General features: G+C 65.9%; 19 protein-coding genes. 10 read left to right on the top strand and 9 right to left on the bottom strand.

Translation table 11 applies throughout. The annotated features are described in order from the left end of the window. Positions 1 to 11 precede the first annotated feature (11 nt). Positions 12 to 1787 carry an SLC13 family permease gene (locus OKW76_RS07890; protein WP_265552659.1) on the top strand — a complete coding sequence of 592 codons (1776 nt, stop codon included), beginning with the start codon at positions 12 to 14 and terminating at the stop codon, positions 1785 to 1787. 55 nt (positions 1788 to 1842) lie between these two features. Continuing rightward, complete coding sequence (locus tag OKW76_RS07885; RefSeq protein WP_265552657.1) at positions 1843 to 2169, top strand: zf-TFIIB domain-containing protein; 327 nt, start codon at positions 1843 to 1845, stop codon at positions 2167 to 2169. A 51-nt stretch (positions 2170 to 2220) separates the two neighbouring features. On the opposite strand, the gene OKW76_RS07880 is transcribed toward OKW76_RS07885, so the two are convergent. Continuing rightward, positions 2221 to 3645, bottom strand: a complete 1425-nt coding sequence (locus tag OKW76_RS07880) for an aldehyde dehydrogenase family protein (RefSeq protein ID WP_265552656.1) — start codon at positions 3643 to 3645, stop codon at positions 2221 to 2223. A 115-nt stretch (positions 3646 to 3760) separates the two neighbouring features. On the opposite strand from OKW76_RS07880, the gene OKW76_RS07875 reads away from it, so the two are divergent. Further along, the gene (locus tag OKW76_RS07875; RefSeq protein WP_265552654.1) at positions 3761 to 4510 is read left to right on the top strand and encodes an SDR family NAD(P)-dependent oxidoreductase; all 750 of its coding nucleotides are present in this window, start codon (positions 3761 to 3763) and stop codon (positions 4508 to 4510) included. Beyond that, complete coding sequence (locus tag OKW76_RS07870; protein WP_265552652.1) at positions 4507 to 5487, top strand: quinone oxidoreductase family protein; 981 nt, start codon at positions 4507 to 4509, stop codon at positions 5485 to 5487. The genes OKW76_RS07875 and OKW76_RS07870 overlap by 4 nt, the downstream gene beginning before the upstream one ends. 167 nt (positions 5488 to 5654) lie before the next feature. Here OKW76_RS07870 and OKW76_RS07865 read toward each other — a convergent pair whose 3' ends face one another. The 4 genes from OKW76_RS07865 to map all read right to left on the bottom strand — a co-directional run bounded on the left by OKW76_RS07865 (position 5655) and on the right by map (position 10040). Beyond that, positions 5655 to 6953 (bottom strand): M20/M25/M40 family metallo-hydrolase, encoded by a 1299-nt coding sequence (locus OKW76_RS07865; protein ID WP_265552650.1) that lies wholly within the window; start codon positions 6951 to 6953, stop codon positions 5655 to 5657. Positions 6954 to 7183: 230 nt separating this feature from the next. Beyond that, a complete protein-coding gene (gene glnA / locus OKW76_RS07860) occupies positions 7184 to 8596 on the bottom strand; it encodes a type I glutamate--ammonia ligase (RefSeq protein WP_265552647.1) in 1413 nt (470 codons plus the stop codon). Positions 8597 to 8713: 117 nt separating this feature from the next. Continuing rightward, positions 8714 to 9052, bottom strand: a complete 339-nt coding sequence (locus tag OKW76_RS07855; protein ID WP_265552644.1) for a P-II family nitrogen regulator — start codon at positions 9050 to 9052, stop codon at positions 8714 to 8716. 160 nt (positions 9053 to 9212) lie between these two features. Beyond that, complete coding sequence (gene map, locus OKW76_RS07850) at positions 9213 to 10040, bottom strand: type I methionyl aminopeptidase (protein ID WP_265552641.1); 828 nt, start codon at positions 10038 to 10040, stop codon at positions 9213 to 9215. 65 nt (positions 10041 to 10105) lie between these two features. Here map and OKW76_RS07845 point away from each other — a divergent pair, with 65 nt between their 5' ends. After that, positions 10106 to 10861, top strand: a complete 756-nt coding sequence (locus tag OKW76_RS07845) for a competence/damage-inducible protein A (RefSeq protein ID WP_265552639.1) — start codon at positions 10106 to 10108, stop codon at positions 10859 to 10861. A gap of 122 nt (positions 10862 to 10983) precedes the next feature. Then, positions 10984 to 11316: a DUF6481 family protein gene (locus tag OKW76_RS07840; protein WP_265552637.1), complete on the top strand. Its 333-nt coding sequence runs from the start codon at positions 10984 to 10986 to the stop codon at positions 11314 to 11316. A gap of 779 nt (positions 11317 to 12095) precedes the next feature. Here the strand turns inward: OKW76_RS07840 and OKW76_RS07835 are convergent. After that, the gene (locus tag OKW76_RS07835; protein ID WP_265552635.1) at positions 12096 to 13157 is read right to left on the bottom strand and encodes a phytase; all 1062 of its coding nucleotides are present in this window, start codon (positions 13155 to 13157) and stop codon (positions 12096 to 12098) included. 163 nt (positions 13158 to 13320) lie between these two features. On the opposite strand from OKW76_RS07835, the gene OKW76_RS07830 reads away from it, so the two are divergent. After that, positions 13321 to 16173, top strand: coding sequence for a TonB-dependent receptor (locus OKW76_RS07830; RefSeq protein WP_265552633.1), 2853 nt, complete (start codon positions 13321 to 13323; stop codon positions 16171 to 16173). A gap of 85 nt (positions 16174 to 16258) precedes the next feature. On the opposite strand, the gene OKW76_RS07825 is transcribed toward OKW76_RS07830, so the two are convergent. After that, positions 16259 to 16555: a transporter associated domain-containing protein gene (locus tag OKW76_RS07825; RefSeq protein WP_265552631.1), complete on the bottom strand. Its 297-nt coding sequence runs from the start codon at positions 16553 to 16555 to the stop codon at positions 16259 to 16261. A gap of 41 nt (positions 16556 to 16596) precedes the next feature. Here OKW76_RS07825 and OKW76_RS07820 point away from each other — a divergent pair, with 41 nt between their 5' ends. Then, the gene (locus OKW76_RS07820; protein ID WP_265552629.1) at positions 16597 to 16788 is read left to right on the top strand and encodes a hypothetical protein; all 192 of its coding nucleotides are present in this window, start codon (positions 16597 to 16599) and stop codon (positions 16786 to 16788) included. Here OKW76_RS07820 and OKW76_RS07815 read toward each other — a convergent pair. Continuing rightward, complete coding sequence (locus tag OKW76_RS07815; protein WP_265552627.1) at positions 16769 to 18352, bottom strand: tyrosinase family protein; 1584 nt, start codon at positions 18350 to 18352, stop codon at positions 16769 to 16771. The two genes, OKW76_RS07820 and OKW76_RS07815, sit on opposite strands and share 20 nt — an antisense overlap. A gap of 210 nt (positions 18353 to 18562) precedes the next feature. Here OKW76_RS07815 and OKW76_RS07810 point away from each other — a divergent pair, with 210 nt between their 5' ends. Then, positions 18563 to 19024 carry a hypothetical protein gene (locus OKW76_RS07810; protein ID WP_265552625.1) on the top strand — a complete coding sequence of 154 codons (462 nt, stop codon included), beginning with the start codon at positions 18563 to 18565 and terminating at the stop codon, positions 19022 to 19024. Positions 19025 to 19362: 338 nt separating this feature from the next. On the opposite strand, the gene OKW76_RS07805 is transcribed toward OKW76_RS07810, so the two are convergent. Beyond that, positions 19363 to 20160, bottom strand: coding sequence for a hypothetical protein (locus OKW76_RS07805; RefSeq protein WP_265552623.1), 798 nt, complete (start codon positions 20158 to 20160; stop codon positions 19363 to 19365). Positions 20161 to 20265: 105 nt separating this feature from the next. On the opposite strand from OKW76_RS07805, the gene OKW76_RS07800 reads away from it, so the two are divergent. Beyond that, entirely contained in the window at positions 20266 to 20727 is a 462-nt protein-coding gene (locus tag OKW76_RS07800; RefSeq protein WP_265552621.1) for a hypothetical protein, read from the top strand. Positions 20728 to 21159: the final 432 nt, after the last annotated feature.

Genomic DNA, 21159 nt, shown 5'->3' with positions numbered 1-21159 from the left:
TAGCCCGCCCGATGACCCTTCCTCAGATCCTGTCGGTCGCCGTCCTGCTGGGGATGATGGGTCTCTTCATCTGGGGGAAGCTGCGCTACGATCTGGTCGCGATCATCGCGCTGATGGCGGCGCTCGCGGTCGGAATCGTCAGCCCGGCCGAGGCGTTCACCGGCTTTTCGGACGACATCGTCATCATCGTCGGGTCGGCGCTGGTGATCTCGGGCGCGGTCCAGCGCTCGGGGGTCGTCGAAACGACGATGGGCTTCCTCCAAAAGCGCGTCACCAGCGTCCGCACCCAGTTGCTGCTGCTGACGGGTACCGTCGGGCTCGCCTCGGGGCTGGTCAAGAATATCGGCGCGCTGGCGATGATGATGCCGGTGGCGTTCCAGATGGCCAAGAAGTCGCAGGTGTCGCCCTCGGCCTTCCTGATGCCGATGGCGTTCGCGTCGCTGCTCGGCGGGCTGATGACGCTGGTCGGTACCTCGCCCAACGTCATCGTCAGCCGGGTGCGCGAGGAGATTACCGGCCAGCCGTTCGAGATGTTCGATTATCTACCCGTCGGCGCGGTGCTTGCGGTGATGGGGCTGATTTATCTGTTCTTCGCCTATCGGCTGCTGCCGAGCGATCGGCGCGGCGCCGCGACGATGGGCGAATCGCTCGACATCAACAGCTATGTCACCGAAGCGACGATCGCCCCCAAATCGCCCGCGATCGGCGAGACCGTCGGTGACTTCGTCGAGCGCCACGAGCATGAGGTCACCGTCACCGCGCTGCTGCGCAACGGCCTGCGGACGATGCCCAATGATACGATGGAGCTGCACGAGGACGACACGCTGATCCTGGGCGGCGCACCCGACAGCCTCGAGCGCGTCATCGCCGGCGATCGGCTCGAGCTCGAGGGGCATCACCGTGACGGGCCCGAAGGCACTGAGAGCGACGAGGTCGGGGTGATCGAGGCGGTGATCAACGTCGATTCGCCCTTGATCGGGCGGACCGCGGGCCGGCTGCTGCTGCGCCAGCGCTATGGCGTCAACCTGATCGCGGTGTCGCGCCAGGGCGAGCGGCTCACCCGCCGCCTCGCCAACACCACGCTGCGCGCGGGCGACGTGCTGGTGCTGCAGGGACCGCTGACGATCCTGCCCGATCGGATGCGCGAGCTCGGCTGCCTGCCGCTGGCCGAACGGACGATCCGGCTGGGCAATGGCCGCAAGTCGCTGCTGCCGATCGGCATCCTGGCGGTGGCGATGCTCGCGACCGCGCTCGGCTATGTCCCCGTTGCGGTCGCGTTCTTCTGCGCCGCCGGCGTGATCCTGGCGACCGGCGCGATGCCGATCCGCGAGGCGTACAACCATATCGAATGGCCGATCCTGATCATGCTCGGCGCGCTGATTCCGGTGTCGGACACGCTGCGCACCACCGGCACCAGCGACCTGATCGGCCAGTGGCTCTCGGGGGTCGCGGTGACGCTGCCGCCCTGGGGGGCGATCGCGCTGATCCTGGCGGCGGCGATGGCGGTGACGCCGTTCCTCAACAACGCCGCGACGGTGCTGGTGATGGCGCCGATCGCCGCGACCTTCGCTGCCAGCTTGGGCTACCGTCCCGAGCCGTTCCTGATGGCGACCGCGGTGGGCGCGGGGTGTGATTTCCTCACCCCGATCGGCCACCAGTGCAACACGCTGGTGATGGGGCCCGGGGGCTATCGCTTCGGCGATTATGCGCGGCTGGGCGCGCCGCTATCGGTGCTGGTGCTGCTGGTGGGCACGCCGATGATCCTGTGGGTGTGGCCGGTCAGCTGATTTGCGCAGGTCCGCCCTATACCCCATATCGACCGTTCATCAGCAGGAGAGTTCGATGCGTTCAGCCGAAGCCGTTGCCGGGATGCCATGCCCCGTTTGCAAGACTCCGCTCGCCATGGCCGAGCGCCACGGCATCGAGATCGATTATTGCCCCACCTGCCGCGGCGTGTGGCTCGATCGCGGCGAACTCGACAAGATCATCGAGCGTAGCGCCGCCGAACAGGCCCCCGCCGCGCCGCAGCCAAGCTATGCGCCGCCGCCGCAGCCATCCTATCAGCAGCCACAAGGCAATCCGTGGAGCGGCAGCGGCGGGTATCGCAACGACGATCGCTATCACGGCAAAAAGCGCAAAAAGTCGTTTCTCGAAGAATTGCTCGGCTAAAAGCCACCGGGGCATAGCGGCGGCCCGGTTCAGCCGGGCCGTCGATAGGGATCAGGCCAGCATCCCGACCACCGATTTCACTTCCATGAATTCGGCCAAGCCGAACTTGCCATATTCGCGGCCATTGCCCGACTGCTTGTAGCCGCCGAAGGGCACGCTCGGATCGGGCTGGCCACCATTGACGTACACCATGCCGGCGCGCAGCCGCGGCGCGACCCGCGAGATCCCGTCCTTGTCACCGAACAGCACCGCCGACAGGCCATAGGCGGTGTCGTTGGCGATGCGGATCGCGTCCTCCTCGCTGTCATAGGGGATGATCGTCACCACCGGGCCGAAGATTTCCTCGCGCGCGATGCTCATGTCGTTGGTCACGTTCGAGAACAGGGTGGGGCGCACATAATAGCCGGTATCGACGCCCTCGGGTCGGCCGGGGCCGCCGGCCTCAAGCGTCGCGCCCTCGGCGATCCCCGCCTCGATCAGCGCCTGCACCTTGTCGAACTGCGCTTGGTTGACCAGCGGGCCGATGTGCCGCCCCTCGGTCATCGGGTCGCCGGTCTTGGTCGCCTCGACCATCGCCCGCGCGATTTCGACCGCTTCGTCCTGCCGCGCCGCCGGGACCAGCAGCCGGGTGGGCGCAATACAGCTTTGCCCCGAGTTGAGCAGGACCGCCATCAACGTCCCAGGGACCGCCTTGGCCATGTCGGCGCTGTCGAGCACGACCGAGGGCGCCTTGCCGCCGAGTTCCTGGTGGACGCGCTTGACGGTGTCGGCGGCGCTTTTGGCGACCATGATCCCAGCGCGCGTCGATCCGGTGAAGCTGACCATGTCGATCCCCGGATGCGCCGAAAGCGCCGCGCCGACCCCCGCGCCGTCGCCATTGACCAGGTTGAACACCCCCGGTGGCACCCCGGCGGCGTCGAGGATCTCGGCGAAGATCGCCGCACATGCCGGCGCTTCCTCCGACGGCTTGAGGATCATCGTATTGCCCGCCGCGAGCGCGGGCGCGACCTTGGCGACGATCTGGTTGAGCGGCCAGTTCCAGGGCGTGATCAGCGCGACGACGCCGATCGGCTCGTGCACCACGATGCTGGTGTTGATCGTCTCTTCGAAGGTGAAGTCGCGCAGCGCCTTGATCGCCGCGGCGAGGTGGCCGATTCCCGACCCGACCTGCGCGGTACGCGCGACCGAGATCGGGCAGCCCATTTCGAGCGCGATCGCCTCGGCAAGCTCGCCCGCGCGGGCCTTGTATTCGACCTTGATCGCCTCGAGCAGCGCGATCCGATCGTCGACACTGCTGGGACCGAAACGCTCGAACGCCCGCCGCGCGGCAACCACAGCGGTATCGACATCGGCCTCGGTGCCGAGCGTGATCCGGCTACAAGGCTGTTCGGTGGCGGGGTTGATCACTTCGTGCAGCGTGCCGCCGTCGCTATCGACCCAGGCGCCGTCGATATAATGCTTCAGGTAATCGCGCATCCTCGCCATCCTTTTTGAATATCGGGTACGTGATCGACGATGGCGAGCGCGGCGAAGCGTTGCAACCCGAAACCGTCCCGCCGCGTTCGGGCGCAAACGACTTTTGGAGAATGGCATGACGCGATTTCAGGGCAAGACGGTGATCGTCACCGGCGCCGCATCCGGCATCGGCAAGGCGACCGCCGAGCGGTTCCTCGCCGAAGGGGCGAACCTCGTCGCGGTCGATATCGAGCGCGACGCGCTGCACGCGGCGTTTGCCAACGGCGATCGGGTGCTGTGCCACGTCGCCGATGTCGGCGACGATGCGGCGTGCAAGGATATTGCCGAAGCCGCGGTCGCGCGCTTCGGCGGGATCGACGTATTGGTCAACAATGCCGGGGTCGCGCCCGAAGGATCGATCACCAAGACCAGCCCCGCCGATTTCGAACGCGTGCTGCGGGTCAACGTGCTCGGCGTCTTTGCGCTGTCGCGCCACGCCATGCCGTATCTGGCAACCGCCAAGGGATCGATCGTCAACACCGGATCGGTGTCGGGGCTGGGCGGCGATTGGGAGAAGGCGGCGTACAATGCATCGAAAGGCGCAGTCACCAACCTGACGCGCGCGATGGCGCTCGATCACGGCAAACAGGGCGTGCGAGTCAACGCGGTCGCGCCTACCTTCACCCGGACAGGCATGACCGAGGACTATATGGACGAAAAGACCGTGGCGAGTTTCGTCGAGCGTATCCCGCTCGGCCGGATCGGCGAACCCGAGGATCTGGCGGCGGCGATCGCCTTCCTCGCCAGCGAGGATGCCGGCTTCATCTCGGGGGTGACGTTGCCGGTCGATGGTGGGCTGTCGGCGTCGAACGGGCAGCCAGCATGAGCGCCGCCTGGGTCCAGCGGCTTGCCGCCACCGGCGGTCCCGATGCGTTCGAATGGGTGCAGGTCGATCTGCCGCCCCCCGCCGCGGGTGAGGTGCGGCTACGCGCCACCGCGATCGGGCTGAACTATATCGACACCTATCATCGCGGCGGGCTGTACCCGGTCGAGTTCCCTGCGGTGCTGGGTGCCGAAGGTGCCGGGGTGATCGATGCGCTGGGCAAGGGCGTCGAGGGCTTCGCGATCGGCGACCGCGTCGGCACCTTCGGTCCGGCGCGCGGGGCGTATGCGACCGCGCGCAATGTCGCAGTCGATCAATTGGTCCGGCTGCCCGACGACGTCGCCGACACCGACGCGGCGGCGCTGATGCTCAAGGGCGCGACCGCGTGGTTCCTGATCGAGCCATGCGCGAAGGTGCAGGCCGGGCAGACGGTGCTGGTCCATGCCGCCGCGGGCGGGGTGGGGCTGTTGCTGGTCGGCTGGCTCAAGGCGATCGGTGCTACGGTGATCGGCGTGGTGGGTAGCGAAGCGAAGGCCGACCAGGCGCGCCAGGCGGGTGCCGATCATGTCATCCTCCACCGCAGCGAGGATATCGCCGCGCGGGTGCGTGCCATCACCGATGGTGCCGGAGTGCCGGTGGTGTTCGACGGGGTCGGCAAGGCGACCTGGGCCGCCTCGCTCGACAGCGCGGCGCGGCGCGGGCTGATCGTCAGCTATGGCAACGCCAGCGGTCCGGTCGATGGCGTCAATCTGGGGGTGCTGGCGGCGAAGGGATCGCTGTTCGTCACCCGCCCGACCTTGTTCGACTATGCGACGACGCACCATGCGCGGCAGCAGGCCGCCGACCGGGTGTTCGCGATGCTGCGCGACGGCGCGATCGCGGCGCATGTCGGGCAGACGTTTGCGCTGGCGGATGTCGCGCAGGCGCATCGAGCGATCGAAGCTGGGGAGACGACGGGGAGCACGGTGCTGCTGCCTTGAGTCAGCAACGCCCCCGTTCGTCCTGAGTAGCCGCTGAGTAGCTGCGCAGCAGCGTATCGAAGCGGCGTATCGAAGGACCGTTGTCGGGCAGGTACTTCGATACGCGCCCTCGATACGGCTTCGCCTACTCGGTCGCTACTCAGCACGAACGGAGTGGGTGGGGGCGGTCAGCGCTTCTCCCCCGCCAATCGCGTCAGGAACGCCGCATTGCGCAGCGCCTGGCGCGGCAGGCTGTCGAGGTCGAGCCATTCGCCCTCGGCATGCGCCGCGCCGCCCACCGCGCCCAGCCCGGCGAGCGTCGGCACGTCGGCGGCGACCCAGCCCGAATCGGCGGCACCGCGCTTGGCGGGGTCGTATTCGGGCATTTCGGGCAGTTTCAGGTCGCGATTGACCGCGTTGAGCGTCGCCAGCAGCGCGCGGTTGCCCTCGCTCGGGGCCATTGGCGGCATCCCGTCGAAGAAGGTCAGCGTCGCGCCGGTCTGCGGCAGATGCGCCGCGACGATCGTCGCCATCTTGGCGCGTACCGATCTGTCCTGCTCGGGAGTCAGCGTGCGAAGATCGCCGCGCGCGATCGCGGTTTCGGCGACGATGTTGGTCTTGCCGCTGCCCGTCGCGGTGACCCCGGCGGCGTCAATCGCGGCCGGCGTGCCGCCCGCGAGCACGCCGACATTATAGGTGAGGTTGGGCTCGGGCAGCTCGCGGCGGAAGCCGTCGAGGATCCGCGCCATCTCGTAGATCGCACCATAGCCCAGTGCCTTGCCGAACACCCCGCTCGAATGGCCGGTCTTGCCGCTGGTGCGCAATTCCCAACTGGTCGAGCTGCGCCGCGCGACGGTGCCATATTCGGTGCCGCCCTCGACCGCGAGGCCTTCATATTCGAGCGCGACGTCGCTCGCCTTGCCCGCCGCGATCAGCGCCTCGCGCGCCTGGATCGCGGGACGGCCGGTGCGTTCCTCGTCGCCGGTGAGCACCACGGTGATGTCGGCGTCCTTGAGCGTGCCCGCCGCCTGCATCGCGCGCAACGCCGCGACGATCACGACCATCCCGCCCTTGTCGTCGCCGACGCCGGGGCCGACCGCGCGGCGACCTTCGACTTTATACGCCTGGAACGGCGAGGTCGGTTCGAACACCGTGTCGAGATGGCCGATCATCAGGATGCGCTTGCCACGCCCGTTGCCCTTGTGCGTGGCGACCAGATGCCCCGCGCGCCCGACCGCCGATTGATCGACCCAATCGACCTTGAAGCCCAGCGGCTCAAGCTCGGCGCGCATCATGTCGCCGACCACCTTTACCCCGGCAAGGTTGAGCGTGCCCGAATTCTGCTCGACCAGCTTCTGGAGCAGCGCTTCGTGGCGCGCGGTTTCGGCGGCGACGGTCTGACGCATCGCAGCGACCTGCGGCGCGGTTTGCGCGGCGGCGGGGGTGGCAAGGAGCAGGGCGAGCGCGGCGAGGGCGGGACGGGTCATGGGGCGAGCCTAACTTTTTGGGTGCGCGGACGATACCCCCCAGTCCGTTCGTGCTGAGCTTGTCGAAGCACTGTTCTTTCTTCGCGGACCGCTGGCAAAAGAAGGACGGTGCTTCGACAAGCTCAGCACGAACGGGGGAGGGGTTAGCGCGCTGTCGGTGCGAAACCAAAAAGGGCGGCAGGATCGCTCCCGCCGCCCTCGTCATCGCTCGGTCACGGCAACGCCGCGGCTTACGAGCTGTAGTACATGTCGTACTCGACCGGGCTCGGGGTCATTTCCCAGCGCGCCACGTCCTCGTACTTCAGCTCGATATAGCTCTCGATCTGCTCCTTGCTGAACACGTCGCCCTTGAGCAGGAAGTCGTGGTCGGCGGCCAGGCTCTCGAGTGCCTCGCGCAGCGACGCGCAGACGGTGGGGACTTCGGCCAGCTCGGCGGGCGGCAGGTCGTACAGATTCTTGTCCATCGCTTCGCCCGGATGGATCTTGTTCTGGATGCCGTCGAGGCCAGCCATCATCAGCGCCGCATAAGCGAGATAGGGGTTGGCCAGCGCATCGGGGAAGCGAACCTCGACGCGCTTCGACTTCGGCCCGGTGCCATAAGGAATGCGGCACGACGCCGAACGGTTGCGCGCCGAATAGGCGAGCAGCACCGGCGCTTCATAGCCCGGCACCAGCCGCTTGTAGCTGTTGGTCGACGGGTTGGTGAAGGCGTTGACCGCCTTGGCATGCTTGATGATGCCGCCGATGAAATACAGGCACATTTCCGACAGGCCGGCATAGCCATTGCCCGCGAACAACGGCTCCTTGCCGTTCCAGATCGAGAAATGCGTGTGCATCCCCGAGCCGTTATCTTCCTTGATCGGCTTGGGCATGAACGTCGCCGACTTGCCATAGGCATGCGCGACCTGATGCACGACATACTTGTAGATCTGCATCCGGTCGGCGGTCTGCGTCAGCGTGCCGAAGGTCAGGCCAAGCTCGTGCTGCGCGGCGGCGACTTCATGGTGATGCTTGTCGCAGGGCAGGCCCATCTCGATCATCGTCGAGACCATCTCGGCGCGGATGTCGACCGCGCTGTCGACCGGCGCGACGGGGAAATAGCCGCCCTTGGCACGCGGACGATGGCCCATGTTGCCGGCTTCATACACCCGACCGGTGTTGGTCGGCAGCTCGATATCGTCGATCTGGAAATAGCTGGTGTTGTAGGCGTTCTCGAACCGGACGTCGTCGAACATGAAGAATTCGGCTTCGGGGCCGACATAGACGGTGTCGCCGATCCCGGTGTTCTTGAGATACGCCTCGGCGCGCTTGGCGGTCGAGCGCGGATCGCGGGCATAGAGCTCGCCGGTCGAGGGCTCGACGACGTCGCAGAAGATGATCAGCATCGGCGTCGCCGAGAACGGATCGGTATAGACCGCATCCAGATCGGGCATCAGCGTCATGTCGCTCTCGTTGATCGCCTTCCAGCCGGCGATCGAGGAGCCGTCGAACATCAGGCCGTCGGTCAGCTCGTCTTCGCCCAGCAGGCCGGCAACCATCGTCAGATGCTGCCACTTACCCTTGGGATCGGTGAAGCGCAGATCGACCCACTCGATCTCTTCTTCCTTCATCCGCTTCAGAATTTCGCCGGCGTCGGTGGCCATCGTGTCAGTCCCTTTCGGTTCGTTCGGTTCGCAAAGTCGCGCGCACGAGTCGCGCAAGGATGTTTCGCGTCGCCCTCCTTTTCACAGGATGCTGCGTCGCGTCAAATGCCGGTCGTCCTAGATCGCGTCTTCGTTGCGCTCGCCGGTACGGATGCGCAGTGCGGTCTCGACATGGCTGACGAAGATCTTGCCGTCGCCGATCCGCCCGGTCTGCGCCGCCGCGGCGATCGCCTCGACCACGCGCTCGGCCAGGCCGTCCTCGACGATCACCTCGAGCTTCACCTTGGGCAGGAAATCGACGACATATTCGGCGCCGCGATAGAGTTCGGTGTGGCCTTTCTGCCGGCCGAAGCCCTTGGCCTCGGTCACGGTGATGCCCGATACGCCGACGTCGTGCAGCGCCTCCTTCACCTCATCGAGCTTGAACGGCTTGATGATGGCTTCGATCTTTTTCACGCTTTCCCCCAAATCTCGCCGAGGCGGTTTCAAAAATCGTGCCAAAGCCGACAAGCACGATTTTCGCTCGCTGAACGCCAAAGCGCAAGGCCAATCGGGTGCCGCAAAAGCGGGCATCGCGCGCCCGCTGCCCGCTAACCGGGCAGTTGGAGCCGTCGGTTCAGGCGTAGGGCGGCTGGTGCATCCCCGCCGGGCTCAGCGTGAAGATCTCGCACCCCGTCTCGGTGATCGCGATCGTATGCTCGAACTGCGCCGACAGGCTGCGGTCGCGCGTCACCGCGGTCCAACCGTCGTCGAGCAATTTCACGTCGGCGCGGCCGATGTTGATCATCGGTTCGATCGTGAAGATCATCCCGGGGCGCAATTCGGGGCCGGTGCCGGGGCGGCCGACATGGACGACCTCGGGGGCGTCGTGGAACAGTCGCCCCACGCCATGGCCGCAAAAATCGCGCACCACGCCATAGCGATGCTGCTCGGCATGGCGCTGGATCGCATGCGCGACGTCGCCCATGTGATTGCCCGGCACCGCCTGTTCGATCCCCAGCATCAGGCATTCATAAGTCACATCGACCAGCCGCCGCGCCTTCAGCGGCACGTCGCCGATCAGGTACATCCGGCTCGAATCGCCGTGCCAGCCATTGAGCAACGGGGTGACGTCGACATTGACGATGTCGCCGTCCTTCAGCGTCCGCTCCGACGGGATGCCGTGGCACACGACATGGTTGATCGAGATGCAGCTGCTATGCGTATAGCCGCGATAGCCAAGCGTCGCCGGCACCGCGCCCGCCGCGAGCATCTGGACGCGGATCGCATCGTCGATGTCGCGGGTGAGCGCGCCGGGCACCATCAGCGGCACGATCGAATCGAGGATTTCGGCGGCGAGCCGCCCGGCGGGACGCATCCCTTCGAACGCATCGGCGCCGTACAGATGGATCGCGCCATCGCGCGACAGCGGCGCGTCGGGCGCGACGGTTACATAATTGGTCATGCACCGCACATAACGCCCAAAGCCCGACTTTGCGAGGGGAGGCGGCTGGGCTATGCGCCAAAGTCATGGGCGAACGCATCTGGACCGCAGGGCTGGTGGTGATCGGCGACGAGATTCTCTCGGGCCGCACGCAGGACAAGAATGTCGCGCAGCTGGCGAGCTGGCTCAACGTGCAGGGCATCCGGCTGGCCGAGGTGCGCGTGGTCGGCGATACCGCTGCGGCGATCGGCGAGGCGGTCGATGCGCTGCGCAGCCGCTGCGATTATTGCTTCACCACCGGCGGGATCGGCCCGACGCATGACGACATCACCGTCGACGCGATCGCGCAGGCATTGGGGGTGCCGGTGGTGGTCCACCCCGAGGCGCGCGCGATGCTCGAGGCGCATTATGCGAACCGCGGCGGGATCACCGATGCGCGGCTGCGGATGGCGCGCGTGCCGCAAGGCGCCGAGCTGATCGCCAACGCGATGTCGGGCGCGCCGGGGATCCGCTTCGGCAATCTCTTCATCCTTGCCGGCGTGCCGCACATTGCCGCGCAAATGCTCGATTCGCTCACCGGCACGCTCGAGGGCGGGCGCCCGGTGGTCAGCCGGACGATCGGCTGCTGGGTCGCCGAAAGCGAGGTCGCCGAGCTGCTGCGCACGGTCGAGGCGGCGCATGACGGGGTGTCGATCGGCAGCTATCCCTTCTTCCGCGAGGGCAAGGTCGGCGCCAATTTCGTCGTGCGCGCCACCGACGCGGGCGTGGTCGATACCTGCATCGCCGACCTGACCGCGCGGCTCGAAGCGCAGGGTCGCGAAATCGCCGCGGGCGGAATATAGCCGTTTTTGCCCCTATCGGGGGCGACATTGCTGCCGAATTGCCCTAGGGCGACCCTGCTCGACGCCAGCGCGGCTCGAATCCTCGGCGCGCGGCCTCGAACCAACGGAGTGATTTGCCCCTCATGAGTGCGTACAAAGCCCCCGATTTCCAAGAGCGCCAGGCCCTGTCGAAGCAGGCCAAGGAAAAGGCGCTCGAAAAGCTGCGCGCCAAGCCGCCGATGGATCCGGCCGTGGTTGCCGAGCGCCTCGCCGCCGCCGAACGCCGCGAAGCCGCCGCCGCCGAGCGCCAGCGCGAAAAGATCGCCGCCAAGGAAGCCGCCGAAGCCGAGAAGATCGCCAAGGCCGCCGAAGCCGAAGCCGCAATCCTCCAGGCCGCCAAGGACGCCGAACAGGCCGAGATCGACAAGAAAGCCGCGCGCGACGCGCGCTACGCGGCGCGCAAGCAGCGTAAGTAAGGGCAGGCGAGGGGGCGGGCGCATAGCCGCCCACCCATTCTCGCCGAACCGGCGCGATTGTCGTCCTGATCGCCAGAGGCGCAAGACGCGCACACGCCATTGCCATGTCGTCGCGTTTCACCGGCGCTGCGCCTGGGGGAACCCGGTTAGAAGAGCAGCCCTGATCTGCGCCTAACCCACTGGCTTTGAAGCGGTATTTTGATCGCTCAACCGCTAGCTTACATTTTAGCAGACGCTTATGGGCCGCAATGCCTTTGAGCTATTCCAAGCGGCGAAATGGGTGGAAACCGGAATGACCGCTTTGGAGTGGTCAACCTAGGAAAGCGGACGTTCGTTGGCCGGCTTCGGCGCGTCAGCTACGCGCCCCGATCCCGATCGTTCGCCGTGCCGCTGGTCATTCCCGAAGGCCGCCATTCGTTCATGCAGCATTGCCGACAACGACGGGTGGATAGCGGCAAGTCCGCTGTAGAATTACATGCCTTTGGCTTTGGTCGTTCATTCACGTTCGAGGACATCAGGGTAAGCCCCGGCTCGGAAACGTCTCTCAAAATGACCGGCAGGAAGCTACCGCTATCGTGAACCCCGCTCTTATAGGTTGCGGCAACGTACGACCTCTGAGCAAGTTCGGCAGTTATCCAATGGGCTATATGTCCTGATCAGCGGTAAGCGGCACGCTCGAAGCAGCAAGCCCGAGCAATATGTCAAAGGGCTATTGTAGCGGTGCTTATGGGTGGGCCGTGGGTAGGTCTATCCGGACCGAACGCCTGAGATGTCGGTGATCAGCGCGACGGAGCTACGAGATTCAGCGCCGCGCGGACGTCGCGCCAGTCGACGATCTTGAAGTTCTGCTGCGGTCCGTTGCCGTCGCGATCGTCGTGCATCGCCAGCGCGCCTTCGGCAAATGGGCCGATCGGGCCCGACCAGGCATCAACGCCGTCGGTTTCGGTGACGCCGTCGATCGTGACGCCGTCGATTACCGCGAAGCGTCCGACATAGGTTTCGATACCATCGGCGATGCGGAACACCGCGAAGGTGCTATCGCCCTGCGACGATGCGATCAGGTAGCGCGAATCGCCGTCCTGCATAATCGTCAGCCCCTCAACATCATCGGTGATCCGCTTGCGATCGACGCGCGCGACGGAGCGGGGTTCGGCGGTGATCGTCGCGTCGAGGGGGAAGGCCCAGATGCCGACATCCTCTTCGCCGACATACAGCACGCCATTGACGTCGTCGGACACGCAGCCTTCGAGCTGGCTCGCCAGCTTGCGCGACCCCAGCAAGGTGACCTCGGGGCCGCTGGCGCCGGCGCGGACGCGCCATTGCTTGATATCGCCTAGCTTGTTGTTGGCGATCAGGTAGAAATCGTCGCCGCTGCGGCCCATGCACGAACCATAGGGCTCGCCCATGTCGGTGGCGACGAACCCCCAGTCGCGCGTCACCATCGTCGCGGGATCGAACAGATACAGGTTGATCCCCATCTTGCCGTCGTTGGTCGCGGCGACCAGCACCTGTTCGCGGCCATCGACGACGAAGCCGGTGCGGGTGTCGACATTGTTTAGCGGACCGCTGGGCAGGAATTGGCGCACCGTGCCGTCCATATTGTGGACGTACAGCCCATCGGTTTTGTCGGTCCCGAACATGACCGCGCGCGCTGGGTTCTTGGCGTCCGCCCACAGCGCCGGATCATCGGCATCGACGGTGGGATCGGTATCGACGACCGTTTCGACGCGCGCCTGCACCAAGGCGGGCTGCTCGCCCACCGCCCAGGGGGGATTGGGCATCGTCGCGGCGCAACCGCCCAACGATAGCGCCGCGCCGGCGCCGATCAAGAATGCGCGCATGTCATTTCCCCTTTTTGATGGGCCCTCTTTGGAAGCCCGGCCTTTCAGTTTCGTGACGGCGAACGCAACGTAAGTGTCTTTGATCAGTGATCAAACTGTCACCCCGTGCAGCTAGGGCTCGCCGATAAAGAGGCGCGGGGGCCTCGCATTCAGGGGAATTTCTATGACATCGACGCAGCGGCTGCGCGCGCTCGCCTTCGGCGCGGCGATGGGTGCCCTTCTCGTGGGCGCAGCGCCAGGGCTTACCCCGGCGGCGCAGGCGCAGCAGGTCGCGACGGGCACGATCGCGGGCCGCGTCGGCGACCGCACCGAAAGCGCGTTCTTCGGCGATGCCGAGGTCGAGATCGTCGAGCTCGGCCGTCGGACGACGACGCAGGACGATGGGCGCTTCACCTTCGCGGGTGTGCCGGCGAGCGACTATACGCTTCGCGTCAGCTATCTTGGTGCGCCCGCCGAAACCGTGTCGGTCAGCGTGGCTGCGGGCGGCCGCGCCGACGTTGCGATCGCGGTGGGGGCCGATGTCGACAGCGCCGACAATATCCTGATCGTCGGATCGCGCGCAAACCTGTCGTCGGCGATCAACGACAAGCGCAATTCGTCGCGCGTGCAGGACGGTGTCTCGGCCGACTTTATCGGCCAGTTCCCCGACCAGAACGTCACCGAGGCTGCTCAGCGCATCCCCGGCGTCGCGATCAACCGCGATCAGGGCGAGGGGCGCTTCATCTCGGTGCGCGGCATCAACCCGAATTTGAACGCGGTCACGGTCAACGGCATCGATCTGCCCTCGGCCGAGGGCGACCAGCGCCAGGTCGCGCTCGACGTCATTCCATCGGACGTGCTGTCGAAGCTGACGGTGGTGAAGAGCCTCACCCCCGATCTCGACGCAAATTCGATCGGCGGCACGATCCAGATCGAAAGCGCGACCGCCTTCGATCGCAGCGGCCTCTATGCCACAGGCAGCGCCGAGGGGCATTACAACCAGCTGCGCGACAAGGTCAGCCCGCGGCTGAGCGCCGCCGCCTCGAACATCTTCGAAACCGACGTCGGCGAGATCGGCATCTATGGCGCGGTGAGCTATTTCGATCGCCAGCTGGGATCCGACGGGATCGAGAATGGCGACGGCCAGGTCGACGAGATCGACGGCACGCTGTTCCCCGTGACCGCCGAGCCACGCGATTATGTGCTCAGCCGCAAGCGGCTCGGCGCGACGCTGAACCTCGATTGGCGCGTGAACGACAATGTGTCCTTCTACGTTCGCCAGCTCTATTCGCGCTTCACCGATGACGAGCGCCAGGGCGGGACGATCGTCGAACCCAATCCCGACGACGGCGACAATATCGTCGAGGCGGGGCCGACGCGGCTGTTGCTCGCGAACCAGGAAGTCGAAAGCTACGCCAGCCAGCGCAAGGAAACGCAGACGATCTATTCGGTCGCGTTCGGCGGCCAGAACCGATCGGGCGATCTGTTGGTCGATTACCAGATCGATTATTCGCAGGCGGGCGAGGACAATCCCGATTACGCCGAATCGATCTTCGTTGCCGATTTCAGCGACACCGACACGCTCGTCGGCACCGACCTGTCCGATCCGCGTCGCCCGCTGATCATCACCCAGGGTGGCGGCTTCGCCGATCCCTCGGCCTATGAACTTGACGAAGTGATCCGCGAGGATTCGCGCACGCTCGACCAGCGTTACTCGGGGCGGATCGATTTCACCCTCGACGGCGCGTTCGGTGATCTGCCCGGCGCGATCAAGACCGGCGCCAAGGTCGCACTGCGCAGCCGCACGTCGAACCTCAATGCGCGAATCTATGGCGGTGCCGATCTCGACGCGACCGTGGCCGACTTCCTCAACCCCGACATCGATTATCCGCTGGGGCTGATTGCGCCGCAGAACGATCCGCGCGCGGTCGCCGATTTCGTCCGCGCCAACCAGGCGCCGTTCGACGACGATGTCGACGAGGAAGGCAGCTTCATCGATTCGAACGCCGAGGATTACCGCGTCACCGAGGACATTTATGCCGGCTATCTGATGGGCACCGTCGATCTGGGCGACCTACGACTGGTGGGCGGGTTGCGCGTCGAGCATACCGAATATGCCGCGCGCGGCAACGAAGTGACGCTCGACGAGGAAGCCGGCGAATTGTCGCTCGGCGCGATCCGTATCGACGACAGCTACACCGATTTTCTGCCGAGCCTGAACGCACGTTGGCGGGCGAGCGAAAGGCTGCAGCTGCGCGCCGCCTATTTCCGCGCAGTCGTTCGCCCGATCTACGAACAGAACCGCCCCGCGGCCTTGTTCGAGCGCGACGACGAAGGCGTGATCGAGGCCGAGGCGGGCAATCCCGACCTCGAGCGCTTCAAGGCCGACAATTTCGACGTCGGCGTCGAATATTACCCCGGTAGCTCTTCGGTGATCTCGGCGGGCGCCTTCTACAAGCGGCTGCAGAACCCGACCTTCGGCATCGATCTCGCGGGCACCGACGGGTTCGAGGGCTTCGACGTCTACAGCACCTTCATCAACGGCGAGCGCGCCGACGTGCTGGGGTTCGAGGCGAACATCCAGCAGGATCTCGACTTCCTGCCATCGCCGCTCGACGGGCTGCTGATCGCGGCGAACTACACCTTCACCGACGCCACTGCGCGCGTGCCGCTGCCCGACGGCACCACGCGCGATTCGGTGCTGCCGTTCCAGTCGCGCCACACCGCCAACGCATCGATCGGCTATGACAAATACGGCTTCCAATTCCGCGCCGCGCTGTCGTACCGCGACCGCATCCTCGACGAGATCGGCGACCCGACCGATCCGGTAGGCGACGTGTTCATCGACGAGCATCTGCAGATCGACCTGACCGCCGCGTACCAGGTGACGCCCGGCGTGCGGGTGTTCGGCCAGGTCTCGAACCTCAACGACCGGCCGCTCTACCGCTATGCCGGCAATCGCGGCGTCAATGTCCAGTTCGAGGAATATCAGCTGTCGGCGAGCCTCGGGCTGCGCGTGACCTTCGGCGGCAAGTGATCGGGCGGGCGGAGCGGGAAGGGCCGCTCCGCCCTCTTGGCCAAAGAAGGCGTGGCAGCGTCGTGCGAGGGCGAAGGGAAGGCGGCTAGGTCCGCTCCAGCCGAACGCGCACGATCTTCATGCCCTGCACATCTTCGGCCACGAGCCGCACGCCGCCGCGCTCCAGCCGGTCGCCGATGTCGGGTAACACCCCGCTCTCGGCCAGGAACAGCCCGGCAACGGTCGTCACCTCGGGGTGGTCGAGCATGATGCCATGGTCTTCCTCGAGTTCGGCGAGCGTTACCTCGCCATCGAGCAGCAGCGTGCCGTCGGGCAGCTTGCGGATCCAGTCCGATGACACCCCGTCGTCCTGGTCGATCAGATCGGCCACCAGATCGTCCACCGCAGTGAAGAAAACCGTGAGCTCCTGTACCCGAATTGGAGATGGAGCGGATCGAAGCCGACGACAGCCGCACGGTGCTGCAGGACGCGCTTGAAGGCGCAGATGACGACTATAACGTTGCGGCGCTGAGGCGCATCTTCGAACATCTGGCATCGGGTTCGCTTGAGCTGCTTGGGCGCATGCGGACAGACCGCAAGGCTGGATCGCCGGCGATCACCGAATCTCTAGCGTGAACGGCTCTGCCGCCTCGGTCAGCGCGGCGGCCGCGATGGTCGATTTGCGCAGCATGCGCGGGCCGCCGCCCAGCGCGCCCTGACGCGTCCGGATCTCGACTTCGACCTTGCCCTGCGCCGCGGCATCGGCGGTGAGGCGGAAGTCGGCCGACGCCTTCAGGTGCGTCTGGCAATTGGCGCAGCCCTCGACATGCCAGCGGCTGAGTACCGCCTCATGGCCGAGCAGGCGGCGCTCGCCGTCGACCTCGGCATAAGCGGAGATGAGGAACGATCCGCGGATCTTGGAGCGATCGACCCCGGCGACGTGCAGCGTGCGCTCGTCGTCGCTGCGCCGGGTCAGCATCAGCGCTTCATGCTGTTCCGATGCGTGGGCGTAGCTGTCGAGCGATCCGGGACCGTAGCCATAGCCCAGCTGTGTCTCGATATCGATGCAGTCGTTCGAGGTGTACACGCTGCCGTCGGGCTTGGTGAAGGGGTTGAGCGGCGTGTCCATCGTGATCGGCTGGTCGGGCTCGCCACCGGCGGGCGGTGGATTGTTCGCGCCATATGCCGCGCCGGGATCGCTCGAATCGATCGTGAAGGACGTCGTCGCGCCGTTGCGGCGCTGCCAGGTCCAGAACACATAATCGATGAAGGAGTGATGGAAGAAGAAGATCGGATCGAGCCCGGCGGTATCATTTTCCCCCATGTCGCCATTGGCGCCGTCGATCGGCGACATGTCGCCCTGACCCGGAATGTCGAAGCCGCCGACCGCCAAGTGCATGCTGTTGTGCGGGCTTTCGAGCGCGCGCACCGGATTGGTCGGGTGGGCGTTGTTCCAGGCGCCTTGCGAGGTCGTATTCGAAAAGAGCGTGTAGGTCGGCGCGTTCAGGCACGCCACGAACTTGCTGTAGACTTCGCCCATCGGGTTCCCCGCGATGACGATCGTCGAGGTCAGCCAGGAGACGATGTTGGCGTTCAATATCTTGACGTTGGCGGCGTAGCTCGGGAATTTGGCGTTGTGCGCGGCGGTTGCCGCCTGATCGGCCACCGTTCCGACCAGCCCCGATAGCGGGTACCGCACCGTCTCGTAGCCGGCGGGCTTGCTGTAGAGCGCGTTGTCGCCCTGGACGGTGTCGACGATCCCGACCGGCAGCGTGAACGAGCGCAGCGGATTGTCGATCGATACGCCGTCGAGCTCGAAATGTTCGTCGGTCAGCGCGCGCGGAATGCCGTTTGCCTGCGAATCCTGGCTGCATTCGTCCCAGAAGGGCAGCATCACGCTTTCGCAGCCAGGAATGCTCTGCAGCGCCCGTTCGAGCGCGTGGAGATAGACGCGGTGCCATGTGGGGAAGAGTACGGTGCCGTGCTGGCAGTATCCGCCCCACCAACTGGGGTCGGTCGCACCGGGTCCGCGGAACGGTTCGCCATGATAGCCGCCGAGGACGAAGAAGGAACGCAGGTCGGCGGGATCGAGCGCCTGGATCCCCCGCCACGCGCGCATCAAATTCTCGAGCTCGGTTTTATTGCCGCTGTCATAGTCGGCCTGAATATCGGCAATCGATCTGCGAATTCCGACGCCCATGATGCGCTCCCCCAAACTCTATATGCCATCCTAATGTAATCTCGCCCCGAGCTGTAAAGGTTCGCAGCTAAGCGATTTACAAGCTACAAATCACAGCGCCGAGGCGGTACCGGATATTGCGCCAGAATAGCTTGATCGTGTCTCAGCGAATTGCATTTAGTATGGTATTGCGATCGTACCTGCAGGGAAAGTCGGGGGCGGGAACACCGCATGCTTGAAGGAAAATGGACCTATCGCAGCTTTATCAACGATTCGGCGCTGATCGGCGATGCCGCCGCGGCAGCCTTGGCGTTGATCTTCGGTGAGGGGATTTTCGACTTCGAAGCCGAAAGCGCGGGCCGGTTCGTTGGCGGGCTCGGCATGGGGCAGGGCTATGCGCTCGCGCTCGACGGGATGGTCGTCGCCCGCGATCCCTTCGCGTTTTCGATCGTCGGCAGCGGGATCGTCGGCACTCCGACGCAGGGTTGGCGCTACGACTATCATGGCGTGTCGGGCTATGCCTGGCCCGATGGCGTCGGGCAGGTCCCAAGCCTGCTCGGAACGGTGATCCGGGTCGTGGCGCATGGCGTGCACGCACCCGCCGGCGTCACCGCATCCTTCATCGCAGTACGCCAAAGCGAAGCGACCGCACCGCGCACGCTGCGCCCCTCGATGCTGGCGATGGGACTATGATTGCGCGACGCGGCAGCGCGGGTGGCGGCACAAATCGACCGGCCTATTACGCGCTGGCGGCGTTCCCCGCGGTGCTGACGCTGGTGCTGTCGCCGGTTGCGGTAGCGCAGCCGCAAGGTCTGATGGTCGGATTGTGCGGCGGGGGCAGCGTGACGATCCCCCTGCCACGCGGTTCCGAGCATGCTCCGAGCGATCCGCGCCTGCTCGGCTGCGCACACGCCACCTGTACGCGCGAGACGCGGCTCCGACCCGGCAGATCGCGGCGGGCCATCGATCGGCGGGGATGTTGTTGAGTAGTTAGCCCGACAACGGCCTTGGCGTGTGTGCGCATTGGTCGCTCACCTGCAAGCGCAACTGTCGTTAGGAGGTCGGGCTCTTGCGCCCGTCGCGCTTGCTGTGCTGCAAGGGCGGCATGCGAGCGTCCCCGGCGTCACGCTCGATCGCGCACCGTCAGTTTGGCGCGACCGGCGGGCCGCAGCGGCGCCGGTCGCCGGCGTTGCAGGCGATGACGTCGCGCTCCCAGCGATGGCGGGCCGCGCGGGCGGCTTCGAGCCGGGTGTTGTACTCGGCCATCGCGGCGGCATGCGCCGCTTGGGCTTCCGCATGCCGGGCGAAACGATCGCGCTCGGCTTGCTTGTCGGTGGCGATCTGGTCGGCGCGGTTACCCCGGGCGTGGCCGCGCTGAGGAACGCCTGGCGCCCGTCGTGCCGGTCGATCGCGGTGGTGAGCGTCGCCACGTCGCGTTCGACCGCGGTCATGTCCTTGACGGTGATCGGCGCGTTGCCGGCCGGGGTCTTGCGATGCTTGCGCCCGGCATCGCCGGCGATGCGCGCCTTCACGCCGGGGAAATTCTCGACATCGGCAAAGACATAGCTGTTGCCGGTGCCGCCGAATCCGTTGAGGCGATCCTTGATGTAGGTCGCATAGCTCGGCTCCGACCGTTCGCCGTCGTTGATCACGTCGATCCCTGCGGCGGCCTGGCAGGCGACGACACCCTCGACCGCCGCGACGACCCGCGCCTCGACCGCGACGGGATCGAGCGGCAGCCCTTCCTCGCGCGCGAACATCAGCGCGATCAGATCGTCCTGGCGTGGCAGGCTGCCGACATGCGTCGTGAGGAAACGCCCCGCGCTCATGCCACGCCCGCCCGGACGATCGCCTGCATCTTCAGGGTGGGGTGAGCGAAGGCGCTTTGGGTGGGCCGATCGGGTCGAGCGTTGGCAGATGTCTTGGAGAGCAACATGGAACCGCCCCTAATCGAGGAGGGAAGCAAGGAAATCCGCCCGCACCGCGTTGAAGCGCGCGGGGTTGTCGAGATTGCAGAGATGGCCGGCGCCGGCGATGCGGCGGGCCTCGCCCTGCGGCGCGGTCGCGGCGATGAAGTCGGCCACGCGGCGGCGCCAGGCGGTATCGTCGCTGCCGACGATCGCGAGCACCGGCATCGGCAGCACGGCGATGCCACCTCGATCACCAGCGGCGGCGACGGCGAGGACCGGCGACCGCAGACGGTTGAGATCCAGAAGGTGAACCCGCAGCTCAAATTCCACAATTCGCTTCGCGGGTATCTGATGTGCGACGTCGATGGCGAGCGCTGGCAGACCGACTATATCGTCATGGACCAGGTCAGCGACCGCAAGGGGGTCGGGCGTTCGCGGCAGAAGCTGGCGGTGGAAGCCGGGGCTGCGCGGTTGCAGATGGGCTGACCGCTAAGCGCGGCGGTCTTCGCCAGGGGTGGACGGCCGCGATCCTAAACTAATGGGAATAGCCGGCTCCGTCGCCGGTGACCAAACCAGTACGCCATTCCGTTGTCGCATCGTCACTCAGACCGCTGGTCCAGCATTCCCCGCGCCACCGCCCATTCCGTGCCCCACCACCGGGCCGCCAAGCGACGCCGCTGGCGGTCAGGCAGCGGCGATGGATCTCGACGGCATGCTGGACGAAATCGGAGAGCTTGTAGGGCTTCTCCCGGGGCCTAGCCTTGCGGAGAGCAGCGTCAGAAAGTGCTATCGGATCAGCGCCTTACTAGCAAAAGGCCCCCAGATTGGGGGCTCCCACATTGGCCGACGCATGAAAGGCCCCCAAAAGGCCCCCAATTTTCCTGGCTGCAGCTGGATTACAGCAATCACCAGTGGTCA

Origin of the sequence: Sphingomonas sp. S1-29, from assembly GCF_026167545.1 — a bacterium.
Lineage (GTDB): Bacteria > Pseudomonadota > Alphaproteobacteria > Sphingomonadales > Sphingomonadaceae > Sphingomonas.
The sequence above is the reverse complement of the archived record's forward strand: the minus strand, read 5'-3'. Positions and strand labels throughout refer to the sequence as shown.